This is a genomic window from Methanosarcinales archaeon Met12 (assembly GCA_002813105.2).
GTDB lineage: Archaea > Halobacteriota > UBA148 > UBA148 > JAJOKI01 > JAJOKI01.
In genome coordinates this window covers 439810-464992 of the sequence record CP017966.2, presented here as the reverse complement: position 1 = coordinate 464992, position 25183 = coordinate 439810, and the positions used below count along the sequence as shown (strand labels likewise).

At 47.1% G+C, this 25183-nt stretch carries 26 protein-coding genes; 13 read left to right on the top strand and 13 right to left on the bottom strand.

Going from position 1 to position 25183, the window contains the following annotated elements; translation table 11 throughout:
* The first annotated feature begins 19 nt into the window (after window positions 1–19).
* The 3 genes from BME93_03000 to BME93_02990 all read left to right on the top strand — a co-directional run bounded on the left by BME93_03000 (window position 20) and on the right by BME93_02990 (window position 2886).
* Window positions 20–598, top strand: coding sequence for a methyltransferase domain-containing protein (locus BME93_03000; protein ATZ61093.2), 579 nt, complete (start codon window positions 20–22; stop codon window positions 596–598).
* 261 nt (window positions 599–859) lie between these two features.
* On the top strand, window positions 860–1687 hold the full coding sequence (locus BME93_02995) for an ABC transporter ATP-binding protein (protein ATZ61092.2): 828 nt from the start codon (window positions 860–862) through the stop codon (window positions 1685–1687).
* The gene (locus BME93_02990; protein ID ATZ61091.2) at window positions 1684–2886 is read left to right on the top strand and encodes an ABC transporter permease; all 1203 of its coding nucleotides are present in this window, start codon (window positions 1684–1686) and stop codon (window positions 2884–2886) included. The genes BME93_02995 and BME93_02990 overlap by 4 nt, the downstream gene beginning before the upstream one ends.
* Window positions 2887–2981: 95 nt before the next feature.
* Here BME93_02990 and purQ read toward each other — a convergent pair whose 3' ends face one another.
* The 5 genes from purQ to cofG form a co-directional block, all read right to left on the bottom strand.
* Window positions 2982–3809, bottom strand: coding sequence for a phosphoribosylformylglycinamidine synthase subunit PurQ (gene purQ, locus BME93_02985; protein ID ATZ61090.2), 828 nt, complete (start codon window positions 3807–3809; stop codon window positions 2982–2984).
* Between the two features lie 3 nt (window positions 3810–3812).
* Window positions 3813–6143 carry a phosphoribosylformylglycinamidine synthase subunit PurL gene (gene purL, locus BME93_02980; GenBank protein ATZ61089.2) on the bottom strand — a complete coding sequence of 777 codons (2331 nt, stop codon included), beginning with the start codon at window positions 6141–6143 and terminating at the stop codon, window positions 3813–3815.
* A 4-nt stretch (window positions 6144–6147) separates the two neighbouring features.
* Window positions 6148–6387: a phosphoribosylformylglycinamidine synthase subunit PurS gene (gene purS / locus BME93_02975; protein ATZ61769.2), complete on the bottom strand. Its 240-nt coding sequence runs from the start codon at window positions 6385–6387 to the stop codon at window positions 6148–6150.
* Window positions 6388–6454: 67 nt separating this feature from the next.
* Window positions 6455–7558, bottom strand: a complete 1104-nt coding sequence (cofH, locus tag BME93_02970) for a 5-amino-6-(D-ribitylamino)uracil--L-tyrosine 4-hydroxyphenyl transferase CofH (protein ID ATZ61088.2) — start codon at window positions 7556–7558, stop codon at window positions 6455–6457.
* Complete coding sequence (gene cofG / locus BME93_02965) at window positions 7491–8435, bottom strand: 7,8-didemethyl-8-hydroxy-5-deazariboflavin synthase subunit CofG (GenBank protein ID ATZ61087.2); 945 nt, start codon at window positions 8433–8435, stop codon at window positions 7491–7493. Before cofG ends, cofH begins: the two co-directional genes overlap by 68 nt.
* A 46-nt stretch (window positions 8436–8481) precedes the next feature.
* Here cofG and cofC point away from each other — a divergent pair, with 46 nt between their 5' ends.
* Entirely contained in the window at window positions 8482–9045 is a 564-nt protein-coding gene (cofC, locus tag BME93_02960) for a 2-phospho-L-lactate guanylyltransferase (GenBank protein ATZ61086.2), read from the top strand.
* Between the two features lie 4 nt (window positions 9046–9049).
* Here the strand turns inward: cofC and cgi121 are convergent, their stop codons facing one another.
* Both cgi121 and BME93_02950 read right to left on the bottom strand, forming a co-directional pair.
* Window positions 9050–9553 (bottom strand): KEOPS complex subunit Cgi121, encoded by a 504-nt coding sequence (gene cgi121, locus BME93_02955; GenBank protein ID ATZ61768.2) that lies wholly within the window; start codon window positions 9551–9553, stop codon window positions 9050–9052.
* Window positions 9554–9604: 51 nt separating this feature from the next.
* The gene (locus BME93_02950) at window positions 9605–11764 is read right to left on the bottom strand and encodes an ATP-dependent DNA helicase (GenBank protein ATZ61085.2); all 2160 of its coding nucleotides are present in this window, start codon (window positions 11762–11764) and stop codon (window positions 9605–9607) included.
* Window positions 11765–12013: 249 nt separating this feature from the next.
* On the opposite strand from BME93_02950, the gene BME93_02945 reads away from it, so the two are divergent.
* The 7 genes from BME93_02945 to dapF all read left to right on the top strand — a co-directional run bounded on the left by BME93_02945 (window position 12014) and on the right by dapF (window position 17265).
* The gene (locus tag BME93_02945; GenBank protein ATZ61084.2) at window positions 12014–12544 is read left to right on the top strand and encodes a hypothetical protein; all 531 of its coding nucleotides are present in this window, start codon (window positions 12014–12016) and stop codon (window positions 12542–12544) included.
* 81 nt (window positions 12545–12625) lie between these two features.
* Complete coding sequence (locus BME93_02940; GenBank protein ATZ61083.2) at window positions 12626–13126, top strand: HEPN domain-containing protein; 501 nt, start codon at window positions 12626–12628, stop codon at window positions 13124–13126.
* Window positions 13123–13476: a nucleotidyltransferase domain-containing protein gene (locus tag BME93_02935; protein ID ATZ61082.2), complete on the top strand. Its 354-nt coding sequence runs from the start codon at window positions 13123–13125 to the stop codon at window positions 13474–13476. Before BME93_02940 ends, BME93_02935 begins: the two co-directional genes overlap by 4 nt.
* Before the next feature lie 144 nt (window positions 13477–13620).
* A complete protein-coding gene (locus BME93_02930; GenBank protein WRQ72957.1) occupies window positions 13621–13818 on the top strand; it encodes a hypothetical protein in 198 nt (65 codons plus the stop codon).
* A gap of 202 nt (window positions 13819–14020) precedes the next feature.
* Window positions 14021–15178 carry an LL-diaminopimelate aminotransferase gene (locus BME93_02925; GenBank protein ATZ61081.2) on the top strand — a complete coding sequence of 386 codons (1158 nt, stop codon included), beginning with the start codon at window positions 14021–14023 and terminating at the stop codon, window positions 15176–15178.
* Complete coding sequence (gene lysA, locus BME93_02920) at window positions 15175–16461, top strand: diaminopimelate decarboxylase (GenBank protein ID ATZ61080.2); 1287 nt, start codon at window positions 15175–15177, stop codon at window positions 16459–16461. Before BME93_02925 ends, lysA begins: the two co-directional genes overlap by 4 nt.
* A gap of 15 nt (window positions 16462–16476) precedes the next feature.
* Window positions 16477–17265 carry a diaminopimelate epimerase gene (dapF, locus tag BME93_02915; GenBank protein ID ATZ61079.2) on the top strand — a complete coding sequence of 263 codons (789 nt, stop codon included), beginning with the start codon at window positions 16477–16479 and terminating at the stop codon, window positions 17263–17265.
* Window positions 17266–17269: 4 nt separating this feature from the next.
* On the opposite strand, the gene radB is transcribed toward dapF, so the two are convergent.
* Window positions 17270–17980: a DNA repair and recombination protein RadB gene (gene radB, locus BME93_02910; protein ATZ61078.2), complete on the bottom strand. Its 711-nt coding sequence runs from the start codon at window positions 17978–17980 to the stop codon at window positions 17270–17272.
* Between the two features lie 56 nt (window positions 17981–18036).
* On the opposite strand from radB, the gene BME93_02905 reads away from it, so the two are divergent.
* On the top strand, window positions 18037–18825 hold the full coding sequence (locus BME93_02905; protein ID ATZ61077.2) for a hypothetical protein: 789 nt from the start codon (window positions 18037–18039) through the stop codon (window positions 18823–18825).
* On the opposite strand, the gene BME93_02900 is transcribed toward BME93_02905, so the two are convergent.
* The 3 genes from BME93_02900 to BME93_02890 form a co-directional block, all read right to left on the bottom strand.
* Window positions 18822–19358, bottom strand: coding sequence for a hypothetical protein (locus BME93_02900; protein ATZ61767.2), 537 nt, complete (start codon window positions 19356–19358; stop codon window positions 18822–18824). The genes BME93_02905 and BME93_02900 overlap by 4 nt on opposite strands.
* A gap of 133 nt (window positions 19359–19491) precedes the next feature.
* On the bottom strand, window positions 19492–19743 hold the full coding sequence (locus BME93_02895) for a PRC-barrel domain-containing protein (GenBank protein ID ATZ61076.2): 252 nt from the start codon (window positions 19741–19743) through the stop codon (window positions 19492–19494).
* A gap of 92 nt (window positions 19744–19835) precedes the next feature.
* Complete coding sequence (locus tag BME93_02890) at window positions 19836–22058, bottom strand: CDC48 family AAA ATPase (GenBank protein ATZ61766.2); 2223 nt, start codon at window positions 22056–22058, stop codon at window positions 19836–19838.
* 98 nt (window positions 22059–22156) lie between these two features.
* Between BME93_02890 and larC the strand changes: the two genes are divergently transcribed.
* The gene (gene larC, locus BME93_02885; GenBank protein ATZ61075.2) at window positions 22157–23365 is read left to right on the top strand and encodes a nickel pincer cofactor biosynthesis protein LarC; all 1209 of its coding nucleotides are present in this window, start codon (window positions 22157–22159) and stop codon (window positions 23363–23365) included.
* 98 nt (window positions 23366–23463) lie between these two features.
* Here larC and BME93_02880 read toward each other — a convergent pair whose 3' ends face one another.
* Both BME93_02880 and radA read right to left on the bottom strand, forming a co-directional pair.
* The gene (locus BME93_02880) at window positions 23464–24126 is read right to left on the bottom strand and encodes a phosphoglycolate phosphatase (protein ATZ61074.2); all 663 of its coding nucleotides are present in this window, start codon (window positions 24124–24126) and stop codon (window positions 23464–23466) included.
* Window positions 24123–25091 (bottom strand): DNA repair and recombination protein RadA, encoded by a 969-nt coding sequence (gene radA / locus BME93_02875; GenBank protein ATZ61765.2) that lies wholly within the window; start codon window positions 25089–25091, stop codon window positions 24123–24125. The genes BME93_02880 and radA overlap by 4 nt, the downstream gene beginning before the upstream one ends.
* Between the last annotated feature and the right edge of the window lie 92 nt (window positions 25092–25183).

The window sequence follows — 25183 nt, the reverse complement described above, 5'->3', positions numbered from 1 at the left end:
AACGGGTTCTAAGGCAAATATGATAGTGCGAAAGCTACTGCTTGAGTTGGTCTATCTTTTAGAAAGACTTGTCGCTCATCAAAAACTGATAGGTATGTTTTACCTGAAGGCATATCGTGTCATTGTGCACAAGGAGATTGAGATGGCAGAAATTGGAGCGCAAACAAGAGCCCTCCATATCGGCGGTGGTGTCCCATTCACAGCGATCATCATAGCGCGTTCGACTGGAGCTGAAGTCGTGGTACTTGACAACAATCCCAAGGTGGTAGATATAGCACGCAGATGTGTTGGAAGTTATGGGCTCGGTGATAAAATCAAGGTCATTCTTGCCGATGGAATGAACTTTCCTGCATCAGATTTTGATGCCATAATCATATCTCTTCATGTGACTCCCAAAGAAGCAGTACTATCAAACGTGTTTGCTACTTGTCAGTCGGGGGCAAAAATCATCTATAGGAGCGCAAAGAAGTCATTTGAAGCAGTTTACAGGGACAGGGAACTCATTGGTAGATATGAACCATACATCAAATCTACAGTCCACCACTGTGGGTTTGCCATCGAAGCATCCCATCTGATCGTAAAAGATGAGGAGAGATGATGAACAGAAAGCATAAGATGTTACTTTATCTCATTTCAGGGGCAGCGGCTTTAATCATGTTCTCCAAAATGATCGATCTAAATGAATTTTTAGATACTCTCTTTAAAAAGAGTGCTTGTAAAAGCTGTTGGCAAGACTTCGACAGTAGTTCGTAAATCAACAGCAACCACGTTGCAATGGCATTTATGATTGTACCTGCAGGATACGCTGCTCACCCCCTTACTACTTGACTTATATATATACTTATATATATATTTGTAATTGGAATATGTCAAAGTACTAAGAAGTTTTAAATATTTTGGCAATACTAATTATTTGATCGGGTTTTTAGATGACCTGATAAGGTGTGGCGAAGGTATTTTCGGAACGACTCCTCTAAAATATGGTGGTGAGCTGGAAGTGATTCAGACAAAAAACCTATCAAAGATATATGGCAGTGGCAATACAGCGGTAAGAGCTTTAGATGGTATCGATTTGACTGTAGAGCAGGGGGATTTTATCGCGATACGGGGGCCGTCTGGATGCGGAAAATCTACACTTTTGAATATAATTGGCTGCTTGGAGAGCCCGACAAGCGGGGAAATTTTAATTGACGGTATAGATGTATCACAACTGAATGACAATGAACTTGCCAAAATCAGAAGAGATAAGATAGGATTTGTGTTTCAAAGCTATAACTTAATTCCGACTCTGAATGCTCTTGAGAATGTGAAACTCCCGATGATATTTGCCGGAGGAGATGACAGCAAGCTATCTGAGAGGGCAAAGATGTTGCTTGAACTTGTGGGGATGAAAGAGAGAATGGAACACAAGCCATCAGAGCTGAGCGGGGGTGAACAGCAGAGGGTTGCAATTGCAAGGGCGCTAAGCAATGATCCGGCGCTCATTATTGGTGATGAACCAACAGGTAACCTTGACAGCAAGACCGGTAATGTCGTGATGAACCTACTGAACAGATTAAATAAAGAAGGTCAAACGCTTATAATCGTTACTCATAACCCGGCAGTTGCAAATATGGCACATGGGGTCATGCAAATGAAGGATGGACAATTTATAGATGAAGAGCCGAGAATGGAGGGAGAGATATGAGGAGACTGCATGCAACAAAGCTTGCGTACAAAAATGTAAAAGAACGTAAAACGCGCTCCTTTTTGACTCTTTTGAGCATAGCGATAGGCATTGCGACAATAGTCTCTTTGATAATCATTAGCCAGAGCATGGAGAGCGCTGTAGGCGAAAGGCTTCATGGAACGGTAGATGTTATCCGGGTGTTCCCCGGTCATATAATCCCTGGCAGAGACTTTGTCCCTTATGGCTCTTTTACGGAAGAAGATGTAAGGATAATAAAAGAAATTGATGGTGTTGCAGATGTCTCCAGCTGGATGATTGAAATTGCCCAAGCAGGATATGAAGGGCGACTTGCTCCGGTCGAATTGATGGGAGGTGACCCGGCCGATATCAGGAGATTTCTGGGAGGAGTTATCGAACTTGAAGAAGGAAGGTTGATCAAAGAAGGTGCAGACAGAGAGGTGATACTCAGTACCTCAACCCTTGAGCATATAAACAGGTGGCTTGAAGCAGAGATAAAAGTCGATGATATCTTGATAATCAATGGCGTAGAGTTCACCATAGTTGGGGTTATGGCTTATGACATTGCAGGCATAGAGGTTAGTCACCGGGTCTTGCTTTCCAAAGAAGCTGCAAAAGAGATCACACAGTCTGACGATGTGATGCTTATGCTGGTACGAATTGATGATTTAGGCCGGGTTGATGAACTTAAGGAACAGATTAAAGAAACGCTGGATGAAAGACATGGCGTAAGCGGATTAACCACCGCAATTTCCGCAGAAGGAGTGCTGGGTCAGGTGGGGATGGTTTTTCTCATCATACAAGCTGTTGTTGTCAGTATTGCCTTTATTGCACTTATTGTGGGATGTATAGGAGTTGTAAACGTTATGTTGATGTCAGTTATCGAAAGAACACGAGAGATAGGAATTATGAAGGCGATAGGAGCAACAAGTGAAGATATTCTTTCTCTGTTTCTGGTGGAAGCGGCCACTATTAGTTTGATGGGGGGAATATTGGGCGTTTTAGCAGGGGTAGCTATTAGCGCTGTTGTAAGTACATTTATTTCTGGATTCATTATTGCTGACATGCCGCTTATCATCGCCCCTGGGGTTTTAATCGGAGGATTAATAATTGCTCTCGTAACCGGAATTATCGGTGGGCTGTATCCTGCCAGGAGAGCGGCCAAAATGAGACCTATTGAGGCGTTAAGGCATGAGTAATCGGTATTTCTGATGGTGCAAAAACACGATATTTAAACCCCGTCATCCATGGTAGAGTATTATTTTATCCCTGCATTGACTTGAAGCCTTAGAGACTAAAATTTTTCCCTGATATATCCCAAGACAGACTCGAATATCACCCTGCCGTCCCCATTTTCTTTGTCGATTCTCGTCCAGTCAGGATGTTGATGGCCAAAAAACACCCTCTCTGGATGCGGCATCATTCCAAAGACGTTTCCTTCTGGATTGCATATCCCTGCGATGTTGTACAGGGAACCATTGGGATTCCAGGGATACCCGGCATAGTCCCCTTCTGGGCTTACATATCGAAAGACGACCTGGTCGTTGTCAATTAGGCGTTGCAGATACCGCTCCTGCTCCTGCGGCGAAAAGACGATTTTCCCCTCGGCATGTGCAGACGGCATCAACAGGATTTCCTTTTCTGGTATCCTTCCAGTAAAAACACAATTCCCATTATTTTCATGTCTCAACAGGGTCGGCCTGCACTCGAATTTCGCCGAGTCGTTGGTCGTCAGACATGCCTCCGGGCAATCGGTCATGGTTTCATCAAATGCAGGCAGAAGCCCGAGTTCAACCAGCACCTGAAATCCGTTGCATATGCCGCCGATTGGGTAACCCGCCCCAGCGAATTCGGTCAAATCATCCTTCATGGTACTTTTCATCCTGGCGGCCAGGATGGCTCCTGCCCTAACGTAATCGCCCGAGGAAAAGCCGCCCGGAATCATCAGGCACTGATAATCGAACAGGTTCCTGCGCCTCGCTTCAGCAACCTCGCCAGTCAATTGCTTCAGATGAACTAATTCGGGCTTTGCACCCAGGCGCTTGAACGCAAGACATGTCTCCTGCTCGTTGTTCGTACCCTCTATCCGCAGAATGCAGATATTAATGTCTTCTACTTTCATGATTTATCCCATATAATCGTAAATCGGCCTTTGCCAGGAGCTTCGCATATCTTCTATCGGCAGGTCGATTAACTCCCTGTCATCTGCTATTAATAAATCGTTCCCTCCTGTCTCCCCAATTTCGAAAAGTGGAGTGTCCTTGAATGTTTTTTCAAACTCGTCTGCCATGCCGCGTTTCACCTCAACGACCCACCGCGTATTCGATTCGGAGAACAATTTATAATCGCTTCTCAAATTTGCAATTTCGCTGACGTTGACGCTTGCTCCGATGTCTCCGCCTATCATCATCTCGGCCAGGCATACTGCAATTCCGCCTTCAGAGACATCATGACAGGATAATACAAAACCATTGTGAATCGCAGACAGAAGCGCATTCATGCATTTTTTCAAAACACCCGGGTCAACCCTCGGAACGCCCATCGCAGCGTCCTGCATGAGTTTGGAGTACGCCGAGCCGCCGAATTCTCTACGGGTTTTTCCAATCAGATATATCGGATTTCCGCCCCTCTTTAAATCGGTTGTGACACATTGTCTGATGTCGGGCACGATGCCCACACCGAGAATGGTTGGAGTTGGTGCTATAGTCCCGGTAGGAGCCTCGTTATAAAGGCTGACATTTCCCGATACGAATGGGATGCCGAGCGCCTTTGCTACGAATCCAAGACCCCTTGCCGCCTCGTACAACTCGCCCAGCCTTTCTGGCTTATCTGGGTTCCCGAAATTCAGGCAGTCCGCAAACGAGTGCGGTATCGCGCCGACGGCGGTCAAGTTTCTACACACCTCATCGATAGCAGACGCTGAGCCCCAGTATGGATCTATCTTGGTGTACGAGGGGTTTACATCTGCGCTAAGTGCCAAACCTCGATACGAATTCTCCAGCGGCTTTATGACGGCAGCGTCTCCATGAGTTTGCTGTCCAATGATGCCCTGCATAGGCTTTATGATTGTGCATGCCCTCACCTCATGGTCATACTGCCTAATGACCCACTCCTTGCTAGCGATGTTTGGCGATGATAACAAATCCAATAAGACCTGGTCGTAATCTTGCGGTTCCCTGAACGCTTTCTCCTCCTGTCCCGCTCTTTCCAGTTTTTTAATCCTATGTGATTTACAGTAGGTCGGCCCATCTACAAGAAATTCCAAGTCCATCTCGAAGATTTTCTCGTCTTGATAGGAAAGCCGCAACGTCTTTTTGGGCATAACCGCTCCTATGGCAGTTGCGAGAATGTCCCAGTCCCCGAAGATTTTCAATACTTCCTCAAGATTTTTCGGGTCGACTGCCAGCATCATGCGCTCCTGTGATTCTGAGACCCAAATTTCCCACGGCGCCAGTCCCCCCTCTTTAAGTGGAACTTTATCCAATTGGATGCTGGCGCCCCATCCGCCCGCCAGCGCCATCTCGCCGATAACACAGGACAGTCCGCCGCCGCCGAGGTCCTTCATCCCGTTCAGCAATCCTCGCTCATTCGCCTCCAAGCAGGCATGGATCAGCGGCTCCTTCGTGATAGGATCTCCAAGCTGAACTGCTCCCCTTGACTCCTCTTCTGACGTTTCAGTCAATTCCATAGACGCAAACGTGACCCCATGTATTCCATCTCTCCCTGTCCTTCCACCTGCCAGTACGAACACATCCCCCGGTCTTTTGACCCTGCTTCTGATGATGTGTTTTTTCTTCGCGATGCCGACACATCCGACATTCACCAGACAATTTCCGAGATAACTATCGTCGAAAGCTACCATCCCCGTAGTCGTCGGGATGCCGATTCTATTTCCGTAATCTCTGATGCCAGCCACCACCCCTGAAAACAGATAGATGGGGTGTTTGATGCCCTTCGGAAGCTTTTGGTGCAGATAATCCAGCGGCCCAAAGAACAGCGAATCGGCCAACACAATGGGCTGCGCCCCCATGCAAACCACATCCCTTACGATTCCGCCGATTCCTGTCGCAGCACCACCATACGGCTCTATCGCCGATGGGTGATTGTGCGATTCCAGTGCAACCACATATGCATGCTCGTCGTCGAACTCGACGACGCCCGCGTCCTCTCCCAGGAGGAAATTTTGTGGCGCATCTATGCCGAAGACGAATTGCTTCAAAATTGATTTAGAGCTTTTATAGCAGCAATGTTCCGACCACGCCTGACCCAGCGACTGAAGTTCGATATCGGTCGGATTTCTGTTTTTTTTAGTGAAGTATTCCCGTATTCGCTTCATCTCGTCCAGACTGAGCGCAAGTCCCAGTTCTACGCTTATCTCTTTTAGCTGCCGATCATTTGCATCCTTTAAATTGACATCACATAATTCAAAAGGGAGGGGGCGCCTTGTATGGAGCATGGCATCACCTTATCTCTATCGTGTAGTTCTGGATAACCGGATTGGCAAGAAGCTTTTTGCACATTTTCTCGCACACAATTTCAGCCTCTTTTCGGTCATTCGTATCTATGTTTATTCTAAAAGTTTTCATCGACTTTACGTCCATCACATTGTCAAACCCGAGCAAGTTCAGGGCCTTCTTAATATTCGCCCCCTCTGGGTCAGCAACTCCTTTTTTTAGACTTATCGTAACATTGACTTCCATGAGGTCACCATCTTGGAGATACTTCACTGGACATTTGATTCTTTTGGTATATAGTAACTTTTAATATTTAGATTAACTCGTACAACGTGGTCCTTCTTCTCGGTATGCGCCCTGCGCCGATGATGGTCTCCTCAAACTCCTCGGGTGACATGTACTCGCCAGACGTTCCACCGGCAGATTTGGATATATTTTCCTCTATCAAGGTCCCTCCAAGGTCGTTAACTCCACAGAGAAGTGTCGTCTGCGCCAGCCTGCGCCCCAGCTTCACCCATGACGCCTGGATGTTTTTGATGTGTCGGTGCAATAGGATTCGAGAGAGGGCATGCACCTCAAGGCTGTCGATTTCGGTCGGTCCGTGTGCGATTTTGCCCAGACGATTGTTTTTCGCCATGAATGGAAGCGGTATGAACTCGGTAAATCCATGAGTTTTTCGCTGCAGGTCCCTTATCAAAAGAAGGTGGTTGATTCTATCTTCTCTGGTTTCGATGTGCCCGTATAACATCGTAGCAGTCGTCGGGATTCCTGTCTTGTGTGCTGTGGATATTACTTCCACCCACTGCGCCGTGGAAATCTTGCGCGGGCAGATTTTTTGGCGGACCCGATCGTCGAGGATCTCCGCGGCGGTTCCCGGCATCGAGTCCAGTCCGCTGCGCTTTAGCGCTGTTAGGGCGGCAGATATGCTCATGTCGGAATTATCGGCCGCATGGTGTACCTCCATTGGCGAAAGGGCATGTAAATGCACCTGAAATTGTGATTTTATGCATTCCAGCATCTCGCAGTAGTAATCCAGCGCCGCACCCCTGCGCAGACCGCCCTGAATGCATATCTCGGTCGCGCCGGAATCCACCGCCTCTTCGACTTTTTGCAAGATTTGTTCGGTACTGAGAACATATCCAGAATCGCTCCTAAATGCGCAAAAGGCACAATCGTTTATACACAAATTCGTGAAGTTGACGTTGCGATTTACCACATAGGTGACGACGTCCCCTGCTGCGGCAGCCCTCAATCGGTCGGCAAGATGGGACAATTCGTGCACATCCATGGTCGCCAGAAATAGCGCATCACCCTTTGTGACCTCCCCGCCCCATATCCGTTCTATGATATCATTCATCGTTTCTGAATCCATTTTCATCGGCATATCTTTCCACCAGTTCGCCAACTTCTTCACCATGCCAACCCGCTGCAATGAAACGCGGATATATCGGCAATCGCTCCTTCATAGATATTCCCATCGCATTAAGTTCGTTTACAGCAGGCCATTCTCTTTCAGGATTGATATGATCTACAGTTTCAGTCGAAATGCCCCCCAAATCTGATGCGCCCCATGGTATTGACAGTTGCGGAGGCATGAGATTTGGCGGCACTTGTATCGCAATTTCTTGCGGCAGAATCTCCCGCGCTGTTGCAATCATCTGCTGCATATCACGTATAGTCGGCGGGGGATGATTGGCCATCGGCGTGTTCGGCTTCGGCAAAAAATTCTGGATGATAACTTCCTGGATGTGCCCGTATTTAGCATGCAATTTTTTAATTGCCAATAGAGATTCAATGCGGTCGTTCCACGTTTCACCAATGCCGACGAGGATGCCTGTTGTGAAGGGAATCTTCAATCGCCCAGCATCCTCGATGGTCTTCAGGCGCAGTGCAGGGACCTTGTCTGGACTGTCGCGGTGCGCCTCCAACTCCCCAACCGTCTCCACCATCAATCCCATGCTGACGTTCAAGGGTTTCAATTTTTTGAGGTCTGCATAACTGACTACGCCCGCATTTGTATGTGGGAGAAGGCCACGCTCGATCGCCATCTGGCACAGCTCCGCCACATAATCGATGACGTCATGATGGCTCGGCTGGCCAAATGTAAACAACGCTTCGGTACAACTGCTGGAACTACCCACTCTCAACACTTCGTCAACCTGCTCAGGCGTCATCAGAAATGCATCGGGATGGGCGGCATCACGTCTAAAACCACAATAATGACATCTGTTTCTGCAGACGTTGGTGACCGGAATGAAAACGTTTTTAGAGAAGGTGACGTAATCAGCAATCATCACATCCACATATGAGGAGGGTTAAATAAGCATATCCGTGGTCGATATGAAGGCAATAATTCCCTTTAAAATGGAGAATGCAAAATCGCGTCTGTCTCCTCTACTTAGTGCGCTCGAGCGGAAAGAATTTGCGGAGCGCATGCTTGAGGACGTCATCCATGCACTCGACAACTCTGTGGTAAGAAAATATGAGGTGCTCACAGGAGGCACGTTGGATGATGCCATCAATGGCGCAATTCGAGATGTCCAGACGCCGATTTTGATAGTGATGCCTGACCTGCCACTGATCCAGCCCAGACACATAAACGAGGTCGTCGGCTCGAGTGCGGATGTCGTCATAGCGCCTGGGAGGGGCGGTGGGACGAATCTGTTGTTTTTGAGGGAGCCGCACCTATTCAAAGTGCAATATCATAACACAAGTTTTTTGAGACACGTCCAAATCGCACAGGATAGGGGGATGTCTGTTGATATCTATGATTCGTTCTTTGTCAGCACTGACATGGATGTGCCCGAGGATTTAGTTGAATTATTGATACATGGGACTGGCGCCGCGGCACGGTATTTATGTGAGATTGACGTGACCATCTCCACGATATCGGGCAGGGATTAGAGAATCACTTCATGATATCCAACAATGCCACTCTTTCCAACACCAGCTCCGGGATTTTCCCCTCCCCGACTGCTTCGATTTCGGCATCGGTGATGCCAAACGTTTTAACGATTAAATCTTTTTTTCGCTCGTTATAGTCCAGCACAGGCGCCTCTTGAACAAATTCCATTACATCCTTGCCTGCACGCTCCGCATCATTGCCGACTATGGCGATGGCTATCCTGTTCCTGCCAGGCGAAATCCCCATCTGTAAGGCGCGCTCGATCTGGCGCTTTCCGGAGGCGTACAAAAGAATTTCAAGTCCCAAATCCTCGGCGATGTTTCGTCCCTCTCGAATCGACCGCATCGCCTTTTCGGCCGCAAAACGAAGGTGTTCTGCACCCGCAGTTCTGTCTGCGTCTAATGCTTGAATTGTGACGCTGTGACGCCTTGCGATATCGCTCATCGTTTTGATGAATTCGTCAACGTCGCCAACCTCGGCGATGCCACCGATAATTTTGATGGTCATATGGGTCATTTCTTTCAAATCATAGCTTTAAATTATTTTCCATCTACTATGTTAAAACTCGAGAAGATTTGCCTGTCCTGTTTTTCTGTCCGTCGCTTCCACATCTACGCCCAACTGCCTCATGATTTTTATTCCGATTCTGGTCCCGACCAATCGCATGATCGCTTTGGGATTCGCATCTCTGAGTTTGGCGATATCGGTATAGCCGGCATTGTACAACCTGCGCGCTCTGACTCTGCCCACATCCTTTATTTTTATCAGTTTAAGCAATTCAGGACTGGCGCCATATTTAATCTGCTCGACCAAATCTCTTGCATCTTGTGTAAATCTTAAACCCAACAGCGCGGACAACTCGGCAGTGCTGTGCATGAGCCACTCCGCGAGTTCGCACAGCGCTCTTATATCTCCGGGACCAATGCCGAATTTTTTAATTATGTCATTTTCATGTTCTTCGCAAATCCAGTCGTAAAACAGCATCGCAGTCTTGGCTTCGGCAAGGAACCACTCATACTCTTTTTCGTATGGGTCTGGCACGCAGATAAACTCATCACGATGCCGCTCTACTAACTCATTGACCCAAGAGCCATCATTGCTGCGGAGGTACAACTTTCGCACATCGGGTGTTTGGCAGATTAAATGTAGCAGTGTAAACGTGGTGGCATCGTCGACGCTTTTCAGCCCCTTGATAATTATCGATGCGGACACCGGGTCTATATACAGTCTTGAGACCAATTCTCCCAGCTCAGTAGCATGGATGTCGTCACCTGACCGGATTATCATGCCCTCCTTTTCAAGAAATTCCAGCACAGCATCGACCACGTGTTCCAGACTCCACCTCTCCTGCTGACATGCATAGAACGTAGACTCTATAAAATCGAATAACTGTTCTCTGGATTGGGCAAACCCGGTCGCGATAGTGGACAGTAGATGCGTGCGCAATGTGGTCTCTACGCCAAGTTTGGACCATATGTCTTCTGGATTCGCAAGTACGTAGTTTTCCATCAGCATATCGAATTCATCAAGACTCTTGGCGATCAGGACGGACTCGCCATATGGGTCTAAGCCTGGGCGACCCGCCCTTCCGCACATTTGTTTGATCTCCAGCACTGGTATGGGTGTCAATCCAAAGTTAGCGTCGTACCGCCTATAGTCTCTGATGACCACTCGCCTTGCCGGTAAGTTGAGACCTGCCGCTAGCGTAGGAGTGCACGCTATGACCTTGATCACATTGGATCTGTAGCCATTCTCTATGATGCGTCGATGTCCACCTAGTAGTCCGGCGTGGTGAAACGCCGCTCCGTTTTCAATGCAGGAGGCAAGTTTTTCGCATAAGCTCGTCTCTCCTGTCTCGCGGATTTCTCCTGCCAGTTCGGCCAGCTTATTATCATCATCGGGATCGATCAAATCTTGGATCGCTTTGCCAACCTCTCTGGCCATGCTCTCAGAATTTTTGCGCGTATTGGCGAAGATGAGACATTGCCCCCCCTCCCTTATGGTATCGACCGAGAGTGCAATGGCATCGTCTTCGTTCGTCGCATCGACTTCCTTCCCCCCGTCCATGAACTTGATCGCTTTTCCAAAGAGGACGCCCTCTCGCAGCTCTACGGGGCGCCAGTCGCTTTGGACAAGTTCGGCATCCAACCATTTTGCCAGCTCGCTAGCGTTTCCGATCGTAGCACTCAGCGCAAGGATCTGTGCTTTTGGGTTCAATTTCATCAGTTTTGCCAGCGTTATTTCAAGTGTGGGCCCCCTGTCAGGAGAGTTGATAAGGTGGATTTCATCTGCGACTATCACGGTGATATCGTACATCCAGCTTGCCTTGTTTCTTAGCAACGAGTCCACTTTTTCAGAGGTAGCCACGATGATATCGTATTTGCCCAGCCACTCGTCCTTTGAATCGAAATCGCCTGTGGAGATGCCAGTTTCGATGCCGAGCGACGCGAATTGGGAGAACCTATCATATTTCTCGGAGGCGAGCGCGCGCAACGGTACGATGTAAATCGCCTTGCCGCCATTTAGCACGGATTTCAGCATGGCGAACTCTGCGAGCAGAGTTTTGCCCGATGCGGTGGGGATTGCCGCGACGATGTTTTTTCCATCGAGCAGGCCGCGTCGGATCGCGTCCGCCTGCGGAGGATATATCTCTGTGATTCCTGAGTCCATATAAAATTGAATAACGTTTTTGGGCAAGGACAGCTCGGTTATTTTCATTGCCATAAACCAATGGCTGGACGTGAGAAAAGTATTTCTGTCCAACGGGCAGAGTTCTAATCACTTCAATCAAGCGATCGTTAATGGCTCGATGGCATAAGCTTTGATGAGGTTTTTGACAGGTCAGAGAGATCAACAAGATTGTGGCGGCTTAGTCTAAGGTTGAAGAAAAATCTAATAAAGCAAGGATGGAAGCCTGTTAGAAAAGGCGATGAGCTCGTCGAGCGAAAGAGCCGGGGGTACTTAAAAATGGGCAAAAAAAACAAATGTCAGGAATGTGGCTTTTCAGACCATAGGGCACTACATAACCACCATGTAAAAGAAGACAAAACGTTTAAGGCCACGGTTACGTTATGTGCAAACTGCCACAACATCTTACACTATGATAAACCCAGTTTGGAGAGGTACAGGCACCTCGAAAGAGAGGCAGTAGAGTATGTAGAAATAAAAACTCTCAATACAGTAAGGTTGTTTACATTGATAGACCCTATTAAAGAAAGACTACAGAAGATGGGAATAGACTGCCAGATGAAAATGGATAGGTGTATACTTAAAGACTATAAAACAGGTAGCTTAGCAGGGAGAGAAGGAATACACTACAGAATACCATTAAAAGATTTAGAGGTTAGAGGCTGGATCAGGTTCCTTAAGTATATAGTGGGTGAGTTGAGTAAGGAAGGGTATCGCACTAACTCCCTAATAATCACAGATATTAACGGTAGAAATCTCTATTCAATGTGTAGTGAAACTACATCAATAGAGGTAGCCTCTGATCGATAAGCTCCTTTGTAGACCAACATCCAATAAACCGAGCTTCTTTCAGCAAGCTCGTAAAACAAGGATTGAAACTGCCCAGCCCCCATGAGTTATAATCCCCTGTCTTCGTTGCAAAGCACTCTAAAAAACATAGCCCTTGTTAAATCCAGAAAAACCTTTAAACCAATTAAAGACGATATAGCAAAATTAATGCTTAAATTTGATTTTCTTAAAATAAGAGGACAGGAATTTTTTGAGGAGGCAGAGGAATTACTTCAAAAGAAAAAATATAATCTGGCTGCTTTCAATTTAGAGCAAGCTTTTCAGCTTTGGATAAAATATCTAATTGGTAAAAAGATTGGAGATTGGCCAAAAACTCATTATTTCTCTGAGTTAACTCCTCAACTCGCTAAAGTATATGAGGAAGAGAAAATCTCAGAGTTTTATAGAGAAAATGAATTATTTTTTGATAGTTTAGAAGATGCCTATTTTACTTCTCGCTATTTTCCAAAGCAGTTTACAGAAAATGGAGTGAAGATGCTCTTAGAGAAAGTAAAAGAATTTATAAAATTACTTGAAGATTTAACTGGAGAAAAGCTTTTATGACAACTTTAGTGGATATCTTATTAGATACTCAAAAAAGAAAGAAGGAGTATTTTAAGAATTGGAAAAATTACTCCCGAAGAATTAAAGAGATTAGCAAAAAAATATTAGGGGAGGCAAGGGTTTTGGTATTTGGTTCAATTGTCCAAAATAAATGGGGGCCAAGTAGTGATATTGACGTTTTAATTATTTCGCAGAATTTGCCCAGTGATTTTGATGAAAGAGCAAAAATTAGGACAAAAATTAAGGAAAAAATTGGCCCTTTTTCTCCTTTCCAAATCCATTTAGCAACTCTTGAGGAGTTTAAAGGATGGTATCAAAATTTCATTAAAAAAGAATACTGGGAGGTTTAGATTATATGGGGAAAAATGGGGTCTAAAGATTTGACAAGGTTTTTGAGATATGATAAATTTTAAATAGCTCATTCTTTCAATGGTTCTTTTAAAACTGAATATCTATTGATATGAATTGAGCAGAAAAAAATAAAAAATATAGTGATGATGTTGGTAGGATTGGTTGCTGCTGCCGGATATTTGCTTTGGCAACAAGTGCCCGAGGAAATTAGAGCCGAGATACTTGCTTTGGAAAGGAAGCTTGCAGACTTAGTTGAGAAGATAGAGTTAGAACCAGAGCTAGTGCCAGTGGTAGTGCTGCCTGATCCTGTTCAGGAGGTAGAGGTGTGGAAAGCGCTCTAAAAAACAAGGGTTGAAACTGTGGTGTTTCTGTGTGGGGGATGTATTGCAAACCACGTTACATCGCAACATCAGAATTTCGTGTTCGAAATTCCTATCCAATAAACCGAGCTTCTTTCAGCAAGCTCGTAAAACAAGGATTGAAAATCATTTAGCCAATATGGCAAAAGTATTTTTATCCTCTGCATGATGTTAGACTGGGAACATGTACGCCGATAGAATAAATGCATTGCCGCCATATCTCTTTGCGACCATTGACAAATTGAAGTCGGAGAAGCTCAAACAGGGTGTGGACGTCATCGATTTGGGGGTGGGCGACCCCGACCATCCGACGCCAGAGCACATCATCAAGGCGCTGTGTGATGCCGTTCAGGACCCATCTACTCATCAGTATCCTTCTTATGTCGGTATGCCCTCCTTCAGGGAGGCAGTGTCCCAATGGTATAAAAGGACGTTTGGCATTGAATTGGACCCAGAGAAAGAGGTGCTCGCCCTCATCGGATCAAAAGAGGGCATTGCGCACATCCCTCTGGCATTTGTAAATCACGGCGATATGACATTGGTGCCGGACCCAGCCTATCCCGTATACAAAATCGGGACGATACTCGCAGGCGGCACCCCACACATCATGCCTCTGTTGTCTGAAAACGATTTCAAGCCCGATTTGAATTCGATCGACTCAACGACTGCGAAGAAATCCAAGCTCATGTTCATTAACTACCCAAACAATCCGACATCTGCGGTTGCGGACATGAAATTCTTCAAAGAAATCATCGATTTTGCGACCGACAACGACATGATCGTCTGCCATGACAATGCATATTCGGAGATGACATATGATGGGTTTCGGGCACCATCTCTCTTGGAGGTGGAAGGGGCTACGGACATTGGAATTGAGTTCCACTCCCTCTCCAAGACGTACAACATGACAGGATGGCGCATCGGCTTCGCTGTCGGCAATGCGGACATCATCAGTGGTCTCGGAAAGGTAAAGACCAACGTAGATTCGGGTGCGTTCATGGCGGTACAAATGGCGGGAATCGTCGCGATGACGGGCCCCCAGAGTTGTGTCCAGTACATGAGAAAAATATATAAAAAGAGACGGGACGCTCTAATTGCAGGGCTCAATGAACTGGGGATGCCAGTAACACCGCCGAAAGCAACGTTTTATGTCTGGGCACCAGTTCCCGTTGGATTCAATTCGTTAGAGTTCTCGAGATTGTTGCTGGAGCGGGCAGGCATCGTGGCGACACCCGGTATAGGTTTTGGTGATTACGGCGAGGGGTATATGCGCTTTGCGCTGACAAAACCAGTAGAGAGAATCAAGGAAGCGGTTGAGCGGTTGAGGACTTTGGAGATATGAATATATTACAACATAGGACACATTTGGGAATTGAAGACGGACACCTCACCATCGGCAGCGTTGACACCACTGTCTTGGCTGAGAAATTCGGCACGCCGCTCTACGTGATGGACGAATCTCGCATCAGGGCAAATTATCAGCGATTTCAAAGCGCTTTTCCAGATGCCGACATATATTATGCGGCGAAGGCGAACTATAATTTAACCGTGCTAAAAATACTGGCGCAAGAAGGAGCAGGAGCAGACGTCTTTTCGGATGGGGAACTATACTGTGCTCTCATGGCGGGAATTCCACAACAAAAAATCTTGTTCAATGGTAATTCCAAAACGGATGCCGAACTGGAAATGGCAGTGAAAAAAGGAGTGAGGATATCGGTCGACTCGTTAGATGAATTGAAAACCATCTCGAAGATCGCAAGTCGACATGACTCCGAAGTCGAGATTGCATTCAGAGTCAATCCAGACGTATCGCCAGTTACGCATCCAAAGATCAGCACAGGGCTTAAAAAATCCAAGTTTGGCATTCCTCATACAGAGGTTGTATCTGCATATAAGCGGGCAGGCTCACTTGATGGCATAAAGCCGATGGGCATTCACTGCCATATTGGCTCGCAGATACTCGATGTTGCGCCTTTCACAGAGGCTATAGCGAGGGTGCTCGACCTAGTGGAAGGAGTAACAGAACTCGGCATCGAGCTTGAGTTCGTTGACATGGGGGGCGGACTTGGCATCCCATATAGGGAAGACGACGTAGCACCATCGCCGTCAGACCTTGCGGATGCCATCCTGCCAATTTTCGATGAGCGCACGACATCTCTGGGCATCAGCCCAAAGCTTATACTCGAGCCAGGGAGATACGTCGTTGGTGATTCCACGATTCTTTTGACCAGGGTAAATGCGGTCAAGCAGGCACACAAGACCTTCGTCGGCGTCGATGCGGGTTTCAATCTCCTCCTCAGACCAACGATGTACGATGCACATCACGAGGTCATGGTCGCAAACAAGGCAGACCAGGAGCCATCAGAAGAATACACGATAGTGGGGCCGATTTGCGAATCCGGCGATATTCTCGCGAAGGATCGCGCTCTACCAGAAATTGCGAAGGACGACCTCATCGCGATCCTCGACACGGGCGCATATGGATTCTCGATGAGCTCACAATATAATGGACGGCTGAGATGCGCTGAACTGCTCGTGCACAATGGAAAAGTTGACATCATCCGAAAGCGCGAGTCATATGACGCTCTGCTGGCGAATCAGATTATCCCGCCGAGGATTTCGTGAGTTGTATCCATGATCATGTTCACCAAATTACATGGAAACGGCAACGACTTCATTCTGATAGACGAATATGACAGAGGAGTTATACCTGATGATAAAAAGAGCGATTTTGCCAGGCGATTTTGCGATCGGCAATTTGGAATAGGTGCGGATGGCGTTTTGTTCCTTTTGATATCAAGACACGCAAATCTCAAAATGCGGATTTTCAATCCAGATGGTTCAGAGGCAGAAATGTGTGGCAATGGCATTAGATGCCTCGTAAAATATGCAATCGACGCCGGCTATATTGGACCGGGAACCGTTACGGTCGAGACGGTTGTTGGAGATATGAAAGTCGAGACAAGAGAGGACTCGGAGAATCAAATCTGGGCAAAAGTAGACATGGGAGAGCCCAGGTTCAAGTTTCTGGAAAAAGATGTCGCAGGTGTGAAAGTATCTGCAGTGAATACGGGAGTGCCGCATGCAGTCATCTTTGTGGATGATATGGGCCTCCCAATAATGGAGATTGCGCCAAAGATTCGGTATAATCCCATATTTCCAAACGGGGCAAACGTGAACTTTGTCAAAGTAGAAGGGGGCGATATCAAGATACGAACCTATGAGAGGGGTGTTGAAGCCGAGACGCTTGCCTGCGGCACTGGAGCCGTCGCATCCGTCGCCATTGCGAATAAACTTGGGATGGTGGGCAACAATGTAACGGTCAAAACCGAGGGGGGCGAATTGTGCATATCGCTGGAAGGCGGTCGCGCGTTCATGGAGGGAAAAGCAGAAACCGTTTACGAAGGAATAATCAGGTCTACATTTTGACGGTTTATATGTCTTTCACACCATCCCGAGTTAGCACAAACTCACACGAAATCCCTTCCGGCTGGGACCTATGCTTTCGTATGCTCGCTCTCCTCCTCCCATTCTTTATCTTTTCCAGCTGGATGATGTTCTTGGAGAGGTGCTCCATCATATTCCCGCCGAGGGGATGGAATTGGTTGTCATCTATATTGGTATATACCTGGTTTGTGATGATGGCTGCCACATCATATTTTCTGGCAAGTACTAACAGGTGTGCCACTTGACCCGCCAGCTCTCTTATTGGTACAATGCCACGCCCATAATCATATCGTGAAATCTGTGAGTTAGGGACAAGTTCAGCTCGATAAAATAGCGTAGCAGAGTCGAGTATTATCACCCCTATATTTTCATTTAACACTTTTTCCATATCTTTAATGGCGGAATACTGCTGTTCGAAGTCCATCGGTTCATAGATTATGATGCCTTCTGCAAGCTTCTTCGCATCATCTCCGGCTATCTGTTTAAATCGCTCGGCGGAGAACCCCTCGCTATCGACAAATATGACCTTTTTTCCGCTTTTCACGGTTTCAATCGCCAATTGGAGACAGATATTGGTTTTACCGCTACCTGCCTCTCCAAATAACTGGGTCACGGTCCCGGACTCGAAACCCCCGCCCAATAATTCGTCGAGTTTTCCACATCCACTGGTGTATTTTTTGATTTTAATGATTTTCACATCCATCCATAGGCAACATTTAAGTATTTCCAACACACATTTTAAATGTGGGGGCTTTGAGGCATAAGTATATCGCCGCAATAACCGAGGACTTTTCGATCTATAGACCCTTGGTGGAGGAGCTGAGGGCACGGAATTTACACTTCGTATTACTTTCATTAAAAGATGCGATACCCATTAATGTCGGCGTAGTCATCACAACGGAAGCTGAATTTAATCGAATTAATTTTGATTCAGACCGTATTGTGATTGCCAAAAGAGTGCGCACCGCCGTGGACGAAGCCCAGCGTTTGCTTGGCGGCGTCCGCAAGTACGATAAGGTCATAATCGGTATTGACCCTGGCAAATATCCAGGAATTGCGGTCGTTGCAGACGAAATGGTCGTATCAGTGCATCAGGTATCGATCAACAGAGTTGGTGCGGTCGTACAGCACGTCTTGGGAGAACAACCCATTCAAAACGTTGTGGCTCGGATTGGACACGGTGCTCGGCTTGTCAGGGCACAAATCATAAATACGCTACTTGATTTAGGGATACGTGTGGAGTTAGTTGACGAAAGTTTTACCACGCCCCATCTTGGAAGGGGAATAAGGGGGCAAATGATTTCCGACGTGGTGGCAGCCATCAACATAGCCAGCCTCGAGGGAATTCCAGTCAGTAGGCAGCGAATCGAGCCATCAAAAGGAGAGATCAGGGTCATACAAGAGCAGAGTCGAGAACGATCAAACGGTCAGACGACCATTCCAAGAAAATTAGCCCGTCAGGTTGCCAGAGGCGAATTGGCACTTGAGGAAGCGATACTATGCCATACTGCAAATGGGCGACCACCTGTTGACTCATCTTAACCTTTTATTGCCCTGATAATATCGTCAGTCATTTCTTGAAGGGCTGGCGGTATTTCGACGTAGAAGATAGCCCGTCCATCCGCCCAGAAATAATGGTAATGTCCACTCGATGGCGGGTGCGGGGATGTTTTATATATGCTTTCGCCGTCGATGGTCATTTCTTCCAGGTTTTCTGCCCAATAACCTTTGGCGAATCTAACGATAGCATCCCGCATTTTTTCATTTTCGGCATACGCCATACTCTCGTTTTCGTATGTAGATATCCATAATTTTATTTGGTGCATTTCTGGACCATAGTAAATTATCGCTGCATCCTGTATGTACAGGACGGGTCCAGCGTGTATGCGTCTCGTCCTTTCGATGGCTTCTTCGCCCTCTGATTTAAAGACGACGGGCATGCCAATCAACTCCGTTGGCGCAAAATCCACAGCGCGTATCGGCTGTGGTGGTTGCATGTATAGTGCTGCAGACGCAGCTATGGTTAATATGCCAACGATCGAGACGATGATTCCAATTTTCTTAAATTTTATCATTTAAATGGCTCTGTAGAAATCCTCTCCCTTAACCTCATTGATAAGACAAAAGGGATGATTTTGCATACTAGAACAACTAGGGCTAAGAGTAAGAGGTGATTGATAAATTAGTGAGGAGATACCCGTTGATAATTTAGGGCGCCAATACTTTTTTATCAACTACGATGTAGTCGCTCACGGCCCTGACGGAATCAAATGGAAGGAGTAAAAAACCATCTTCCATCCTGAATCCCTCTGTATTTAACGCAATATCGGGCTTGATCACAAGGTCGAGTAGATTGCCCGTCCTGAAATCAGCTATTATATTATGCAGTATTCCCGTTTCAGTCCCATCTATTCCCATGATGTGCTTGTCAAACAAATTTTTTGTGAATATTTTCGTCATTTTTGATCACACTTTAATTCCTACTGGTATCCTATATAAGACCTCGCTTCAACCTTAAGTCCTTACTTATGCTTACACTTATAAATAAATTTCTATCGGTATCCTATATAAGACCTCGCTTCAACAGGCGTGCCGCCTTTGAACTGCTCTTGAATGCGCTCATAATATCCATTTATGCTTTCGTTGATGGTCGGCCTTATTTTCTTCAATGCCTCTCTGAAATGTCGCATCTCCACATGACTGGAATCGAAATCCTCCCTCAAAGCAAGTAGGGCCGACTCCCTGCACAATGATTCAATGTCAGCGCCCACGTATCCTTCGGTAACATCCGCGAGTTCATTGATGTCGACGTCGTCTGCTATGGGCATGTCAGCAGTATGAATCTTAAATATCTCGACCCTGCTGGGCTTGTTTGGCGCCCCTACAAGCGTCATTCTGTCAAATCTACCTGGCCGCAATAACGCCGGATCGATCATGTCAGGCCTGTTGGTTGCAGCGATTACGATGACGCCCTCCAACTCCACCAGACCGTCCAATTCTGTAAGTAGCTGATTTACAACTCTCTCTGATACCTTGGAACCTTCGTCTACACCGCGTATGGGGGCAATGGCATCCAGCTCATCGATGAATATGATCGATGGCGCGCACTGTCGTGCCTTTCTGAATATCTCTCTTATCGCCTTCTCCGACTCACCAACCCATTTAGAGAATAATTGGGGTCCCCTGATGCTGATGAAATTTGCAGCCGACTCGTTGGCGATCGCTTTGGCAATGAGGGTTTTTCCGGTTCCTGGCGGCCCATACAGCAAAATGCCCTTTAGTGAATGGATGCCCATTCGGGTAAATGTTTCAGGACTTCGCAACGGCCATTCCACCGCCTCGATGATCTCCTGGCGGACGTCGTCCAATCCCCCCACATCGCTCCAGGAGACTTTTGGTATCTCGATGAAGATTTCCCGTAGTGCTGATGGTTCGACCTCCTTCAACGCATTGAAAAAATCAGCTCTGGTAACTTTCATCTTTTCCAGTATCTCCTTGGGTATCTCCGCCTCATCCAGGTCGATCTTTGGTAGATATCTGCGCAACGTCTTCATCGCCGCTTCTTTAACGAGGGCGGATATATCAGCCCCCACAAAACCATGCGTGTGGTCTGCCAGCTCCTCAACATTCACATCGTCTGCCAATGGCATTCCCCTCGCATGAATCTGCCAGACTTCAATTCGGTCAGCCCTGGTAGGCACACCAATTTCAATTTCTCGGTCGAAACGACCCGGGCGCCTAAGTGCTGGATCAATCGCATCTACTCTATTGGTAGCCCCTATTACTATGACTTCTCCCCTTGCTTCCAACCCATCCATCAGGGACAATAACTGCGCAACGACCCTGCGTTCGACCTCCCCGGTCACTTCCTCCCTCTTGGGTGCAATCGAGTCGATCTCATCGATGAATATTATCGAGGGCGCCTCTTCGCGTGCCTCCTCGAAAATCTCGCGAAGGCGCTGCTCGCTCTCGCCATAGTATTTACTCATGATCTCGGGACCGGCGATTGAGAAGAAGTTCACTCCAGACTCGTTTGCAACCGCTTTTGCGATGAGCGTCTTTCCAGTTCCTGGTGGCCCATGCAACAAAACCCCCTTGGGCGGTTCTATGCCCAGCTTCTGGAATACTTCTGGGTGTTTCATCGGCAGTTCGATCATTTCTCTTACGCGTTGAATTTCATCCTTTAATCCGCCTATGTCCTCATAAGTTATGCCGGTCATTACGGCAGATTCATATCCGCTGACCGGTTTTTCCCGTAGCTCGAGCAGGGTAGTTTCGGTGATGAGAACAATTCCAGAAGGAGTCGTGTTGACCGCTACCAGTGGTATCACCTGTCCCATAATCATTCGTCCCATAATTGGCTGCACCATAGAACTTATTATCGGCACGATGTCGCCCTGTACAACCGGACGCTTGAGGACCTGGCGCTTTATCATATCCACGGCATCATCACTAAATCGAATTGCCGCCCCCTCGGGCGGTGCTAGGACTACTTTTTTTGCCTCTTTGACCTCTGCCTTTCTGACCACAACCCGTTCCCCGATACCAACATCAGCGTTCTGCCGGGTGAATCCGTCAACCCTGATGATTTTTTGTTCCCAGTCCTGTTTATCTGCGCGCCATACCTTTGCAGCAGTAACCGATTTGCCCTTTATTTCGACGATATCGCCAGGCGAAAGTTTCAACTCCAACAACGAGGTTGGATCAAGGCGTGCAATGCCTCTTGCAGAGTCAATAGGATATGCTTTTGCAACATTCAAGTAAAGTTCATCCACGGGCGTTCTCCTCCAAATAGTAATAAGACATCCATTGTACTATTGTTATATATTATTGTATCTAATGCACAGTGAGATATAAAAATTATGGTGCGACGATGAAGGCAGTTGTATTCGACCCCGTCTCTGGCGCCTCTGGAGATATGATCATCGGGGGCTTGGTCGATCTGGGAGCAAGGAAGGATATAGTAGAAAATGCGATGACGTGCATCACCGATTTCGGAGAGGTCGAGGTCGATATCACGAAAACGAATAGACAGGGTATCGATGGGACCATGGTGAGCGTGACCAGCGATGACAACGGTGACCGAAGATATGCGGACATCGTGAAGGCAGTTGAATCGTGTGGGCTTGATGATGCAATAATCAGGGACGCTATCGCAATATATGAGAAGATTGCCGATGCTGAATCGAGAATACATGGGGTGCCCAAAAACCGATTGCATTTTCACGAAGTTGGGACTGCTGACGCAATCGCAGATGTGATGGGTGCGTGCGCAGCATTTCATGACCTTGGTTTTAGGGAGTGCGCAATTCACAGCACCCCAGTATATGTCGGCAGCGGCTTTGTAGATACAAAATATGGGCGCCTGCCAGTACCGGCACCGGCGACGTTGGAAATACTTCGCAATTCCGGTTTGATTTTTAGAGGAGGTCCGGTGGAAGAAGAATTGTTAACCCCTACAGGGGCGGCGATACTTGCGCATTTCGTCCAGAAATGCAGCACATTTTTCCCCGAGATTGCCGTCAAAAAAATTGGATATGGCGCTGGATCAAAAGAGCTCGAGATGCCAAATGCGTTGCGCATTGTAGTTGGAGAGATGGATGCACTTATTCATGACTCAATTGAAGTACTTGAAACAAACGTCGATGACGTCACTGGCGAAATACTTGGCAACCTCCTCGAGGAGTTGATGAAGTTGGGTGCGAAGGACGTTGCCATCATTCCTGCCACGATGAAAAAAGGACGAAGTGGGCATATAATACAGATAATCGCAAAACCAGCAGACGTGAGCGTGCTGGCAAGAAAGGTCATCGAGGAAACGGGCTCACTCGGTGTGCGAATAATGCCTGTAAGACACAGGCTGATCGCCAAGAGGAAAATGGCATCGGTTGCTATCGAGATTGCCGGGAAAAAACACAAAGCCGATGTCAAAATCGCAACAGATAGCAATGGAAAACTGATGAACATCTCTGCCGAGTTCGAGGATTGCAAAAGAATAGCCAACGAAAACGGCATACCCGTAAAAGAGGTAATCAGGAGGGTAGAGGAGGTTGCTTGGAGTCGATTTAAATCGACCTTGTAGAGAAAACCTCTATTTGAACGAACATAAATGTTTTCTTGATTTACGTGTCGATATCGTATATCACCAGTTTGACCTTGGTCTTATACGGAGCTACATCTTTAGTTTATAAACCGCTCGACTGCCTCAATCACGCCAGCGCCGTACTTGCCCTCCATCACAAAATCCGCTACCGTTTTTAGTTTTTGGTCTGCATTGCCAACCGCTATGCCCAGTCCCGCGGTCTGAAGCATCTCGACGTCGTTTTCAGCGTCACCGATCGCTATGACATCTTCAGTTGACCAACCCAGCAGTTCTACGACTTTTTTCAATCCAGTCCCTTTATCGATGCGCTTGTCTTTGATGTGTATGGCAAATCTGCTGTCTACCATATTCACACCAAGATTGGCTCCATCCAGAATCGCCCTTGCCACGTCTAAATTAAAATTTTTTCGCACCGCAATCTCGGTCCCTCGATATTCTGAGTCGAGTTTCTCGAGTTTGAAATGCGTTTTTAAAAGGTCAAATGCGCGTCGACACCGCACGATGTCTCCGAGGACGTATTCTTTGCCATCAAGACTTGTCTTTACGACTCCGCCATTCTCAGCGATAACGATACCGCCGGTGCCGATGAGCCTTGCAGTAGCGGAGGCAAAGCATACTATATTTCCTGTTGCGAGGACTATCGGTATATCTAAACGGCGAATAACCTCTATCACCTTACAATTGACCCTCCGTTCGTCGTCTGTAATGGTGCCATCGATGTCCAGGACTAATATTTTCAATCTTCGAGCCCCACGATTCCCTCTTTCGTTACCGAGAACACGGCCTCTCCCTCGGGCAAAGATGGCGAATCCACCAGTCTGGCAATTCTTTTCTCGCCCTTGGACTTTCGCAGGTATAATCTAAACGTAGCAGTATGCCCCAGGATGTGGCCACCTATCGGTCTGGTTGGGTCGCCAAAGAAGGCATCGGGTTTGGACATGACCTGATTGGTCACCATCACTACGGCATTGTTCAGGTCACCAAACCGCATGAGGTCGTGCAGATGTTTGTTGAGCTGTTGTTGCCGGTTTGCGAGCGTCCCCCTCCCTATATATTCTGCCCTGAAATGCGCTGTCAGCGAATCGACGACTATCAACCTTACCGGATAGTCGGATTCCTTCAACTGCTCTGCCAGTTCAGACGCCCTTTCGACCAACAACATTTGATGACTCGAATTATACGCCCTGGCGACGTGTATGTTTTTGAGGAGCCCCTCGTAATCCAATCCAACTCCTTCCGCCATCTGCTGGATTCGCTCGGGACGAAACGTATTCTCCGTGTCGATGATGATAGCAGAACCACTCAGTCCACTCTTCTCTTTTGGCAATTGTACATTTATGGCCAATTGATGAGCAATTTGGGTCTTTCCCGAGCCAAACTCTCCATAGAATTCCGTAATAGACTGCGTCTCAATACCGCCCCCAAGCAGCTCATTAAGAGGGTTGCAACCGGTCGTCAATTTTCCGACCTGCTTTCTTCGCTCGAATACGATATCTCCTGTCTCGAATCCGCCAACATCTGCAGCGTCTCGCGCCGCCTTTATTATTTTTGCTGCTACCGTCTCTCCTATCTCTGCAGCGCCCGCCAATTCAGATGGTGATGCAACCGCAATCGCCTCTATCGAACCAAAGCCAGCATCTTTAAGTTTCTCGGCTGTTGCAACTCCTACGCCTGGCAACTCATCCAATGATATCTTTTCGCTCATACTATCTCCCTATGCTAATAAACACAGAATCTCATAAATACTTCGAGTATGTAGTGTGAAAGTGGTCATCCGTGATAATAAGCTGGTGATTC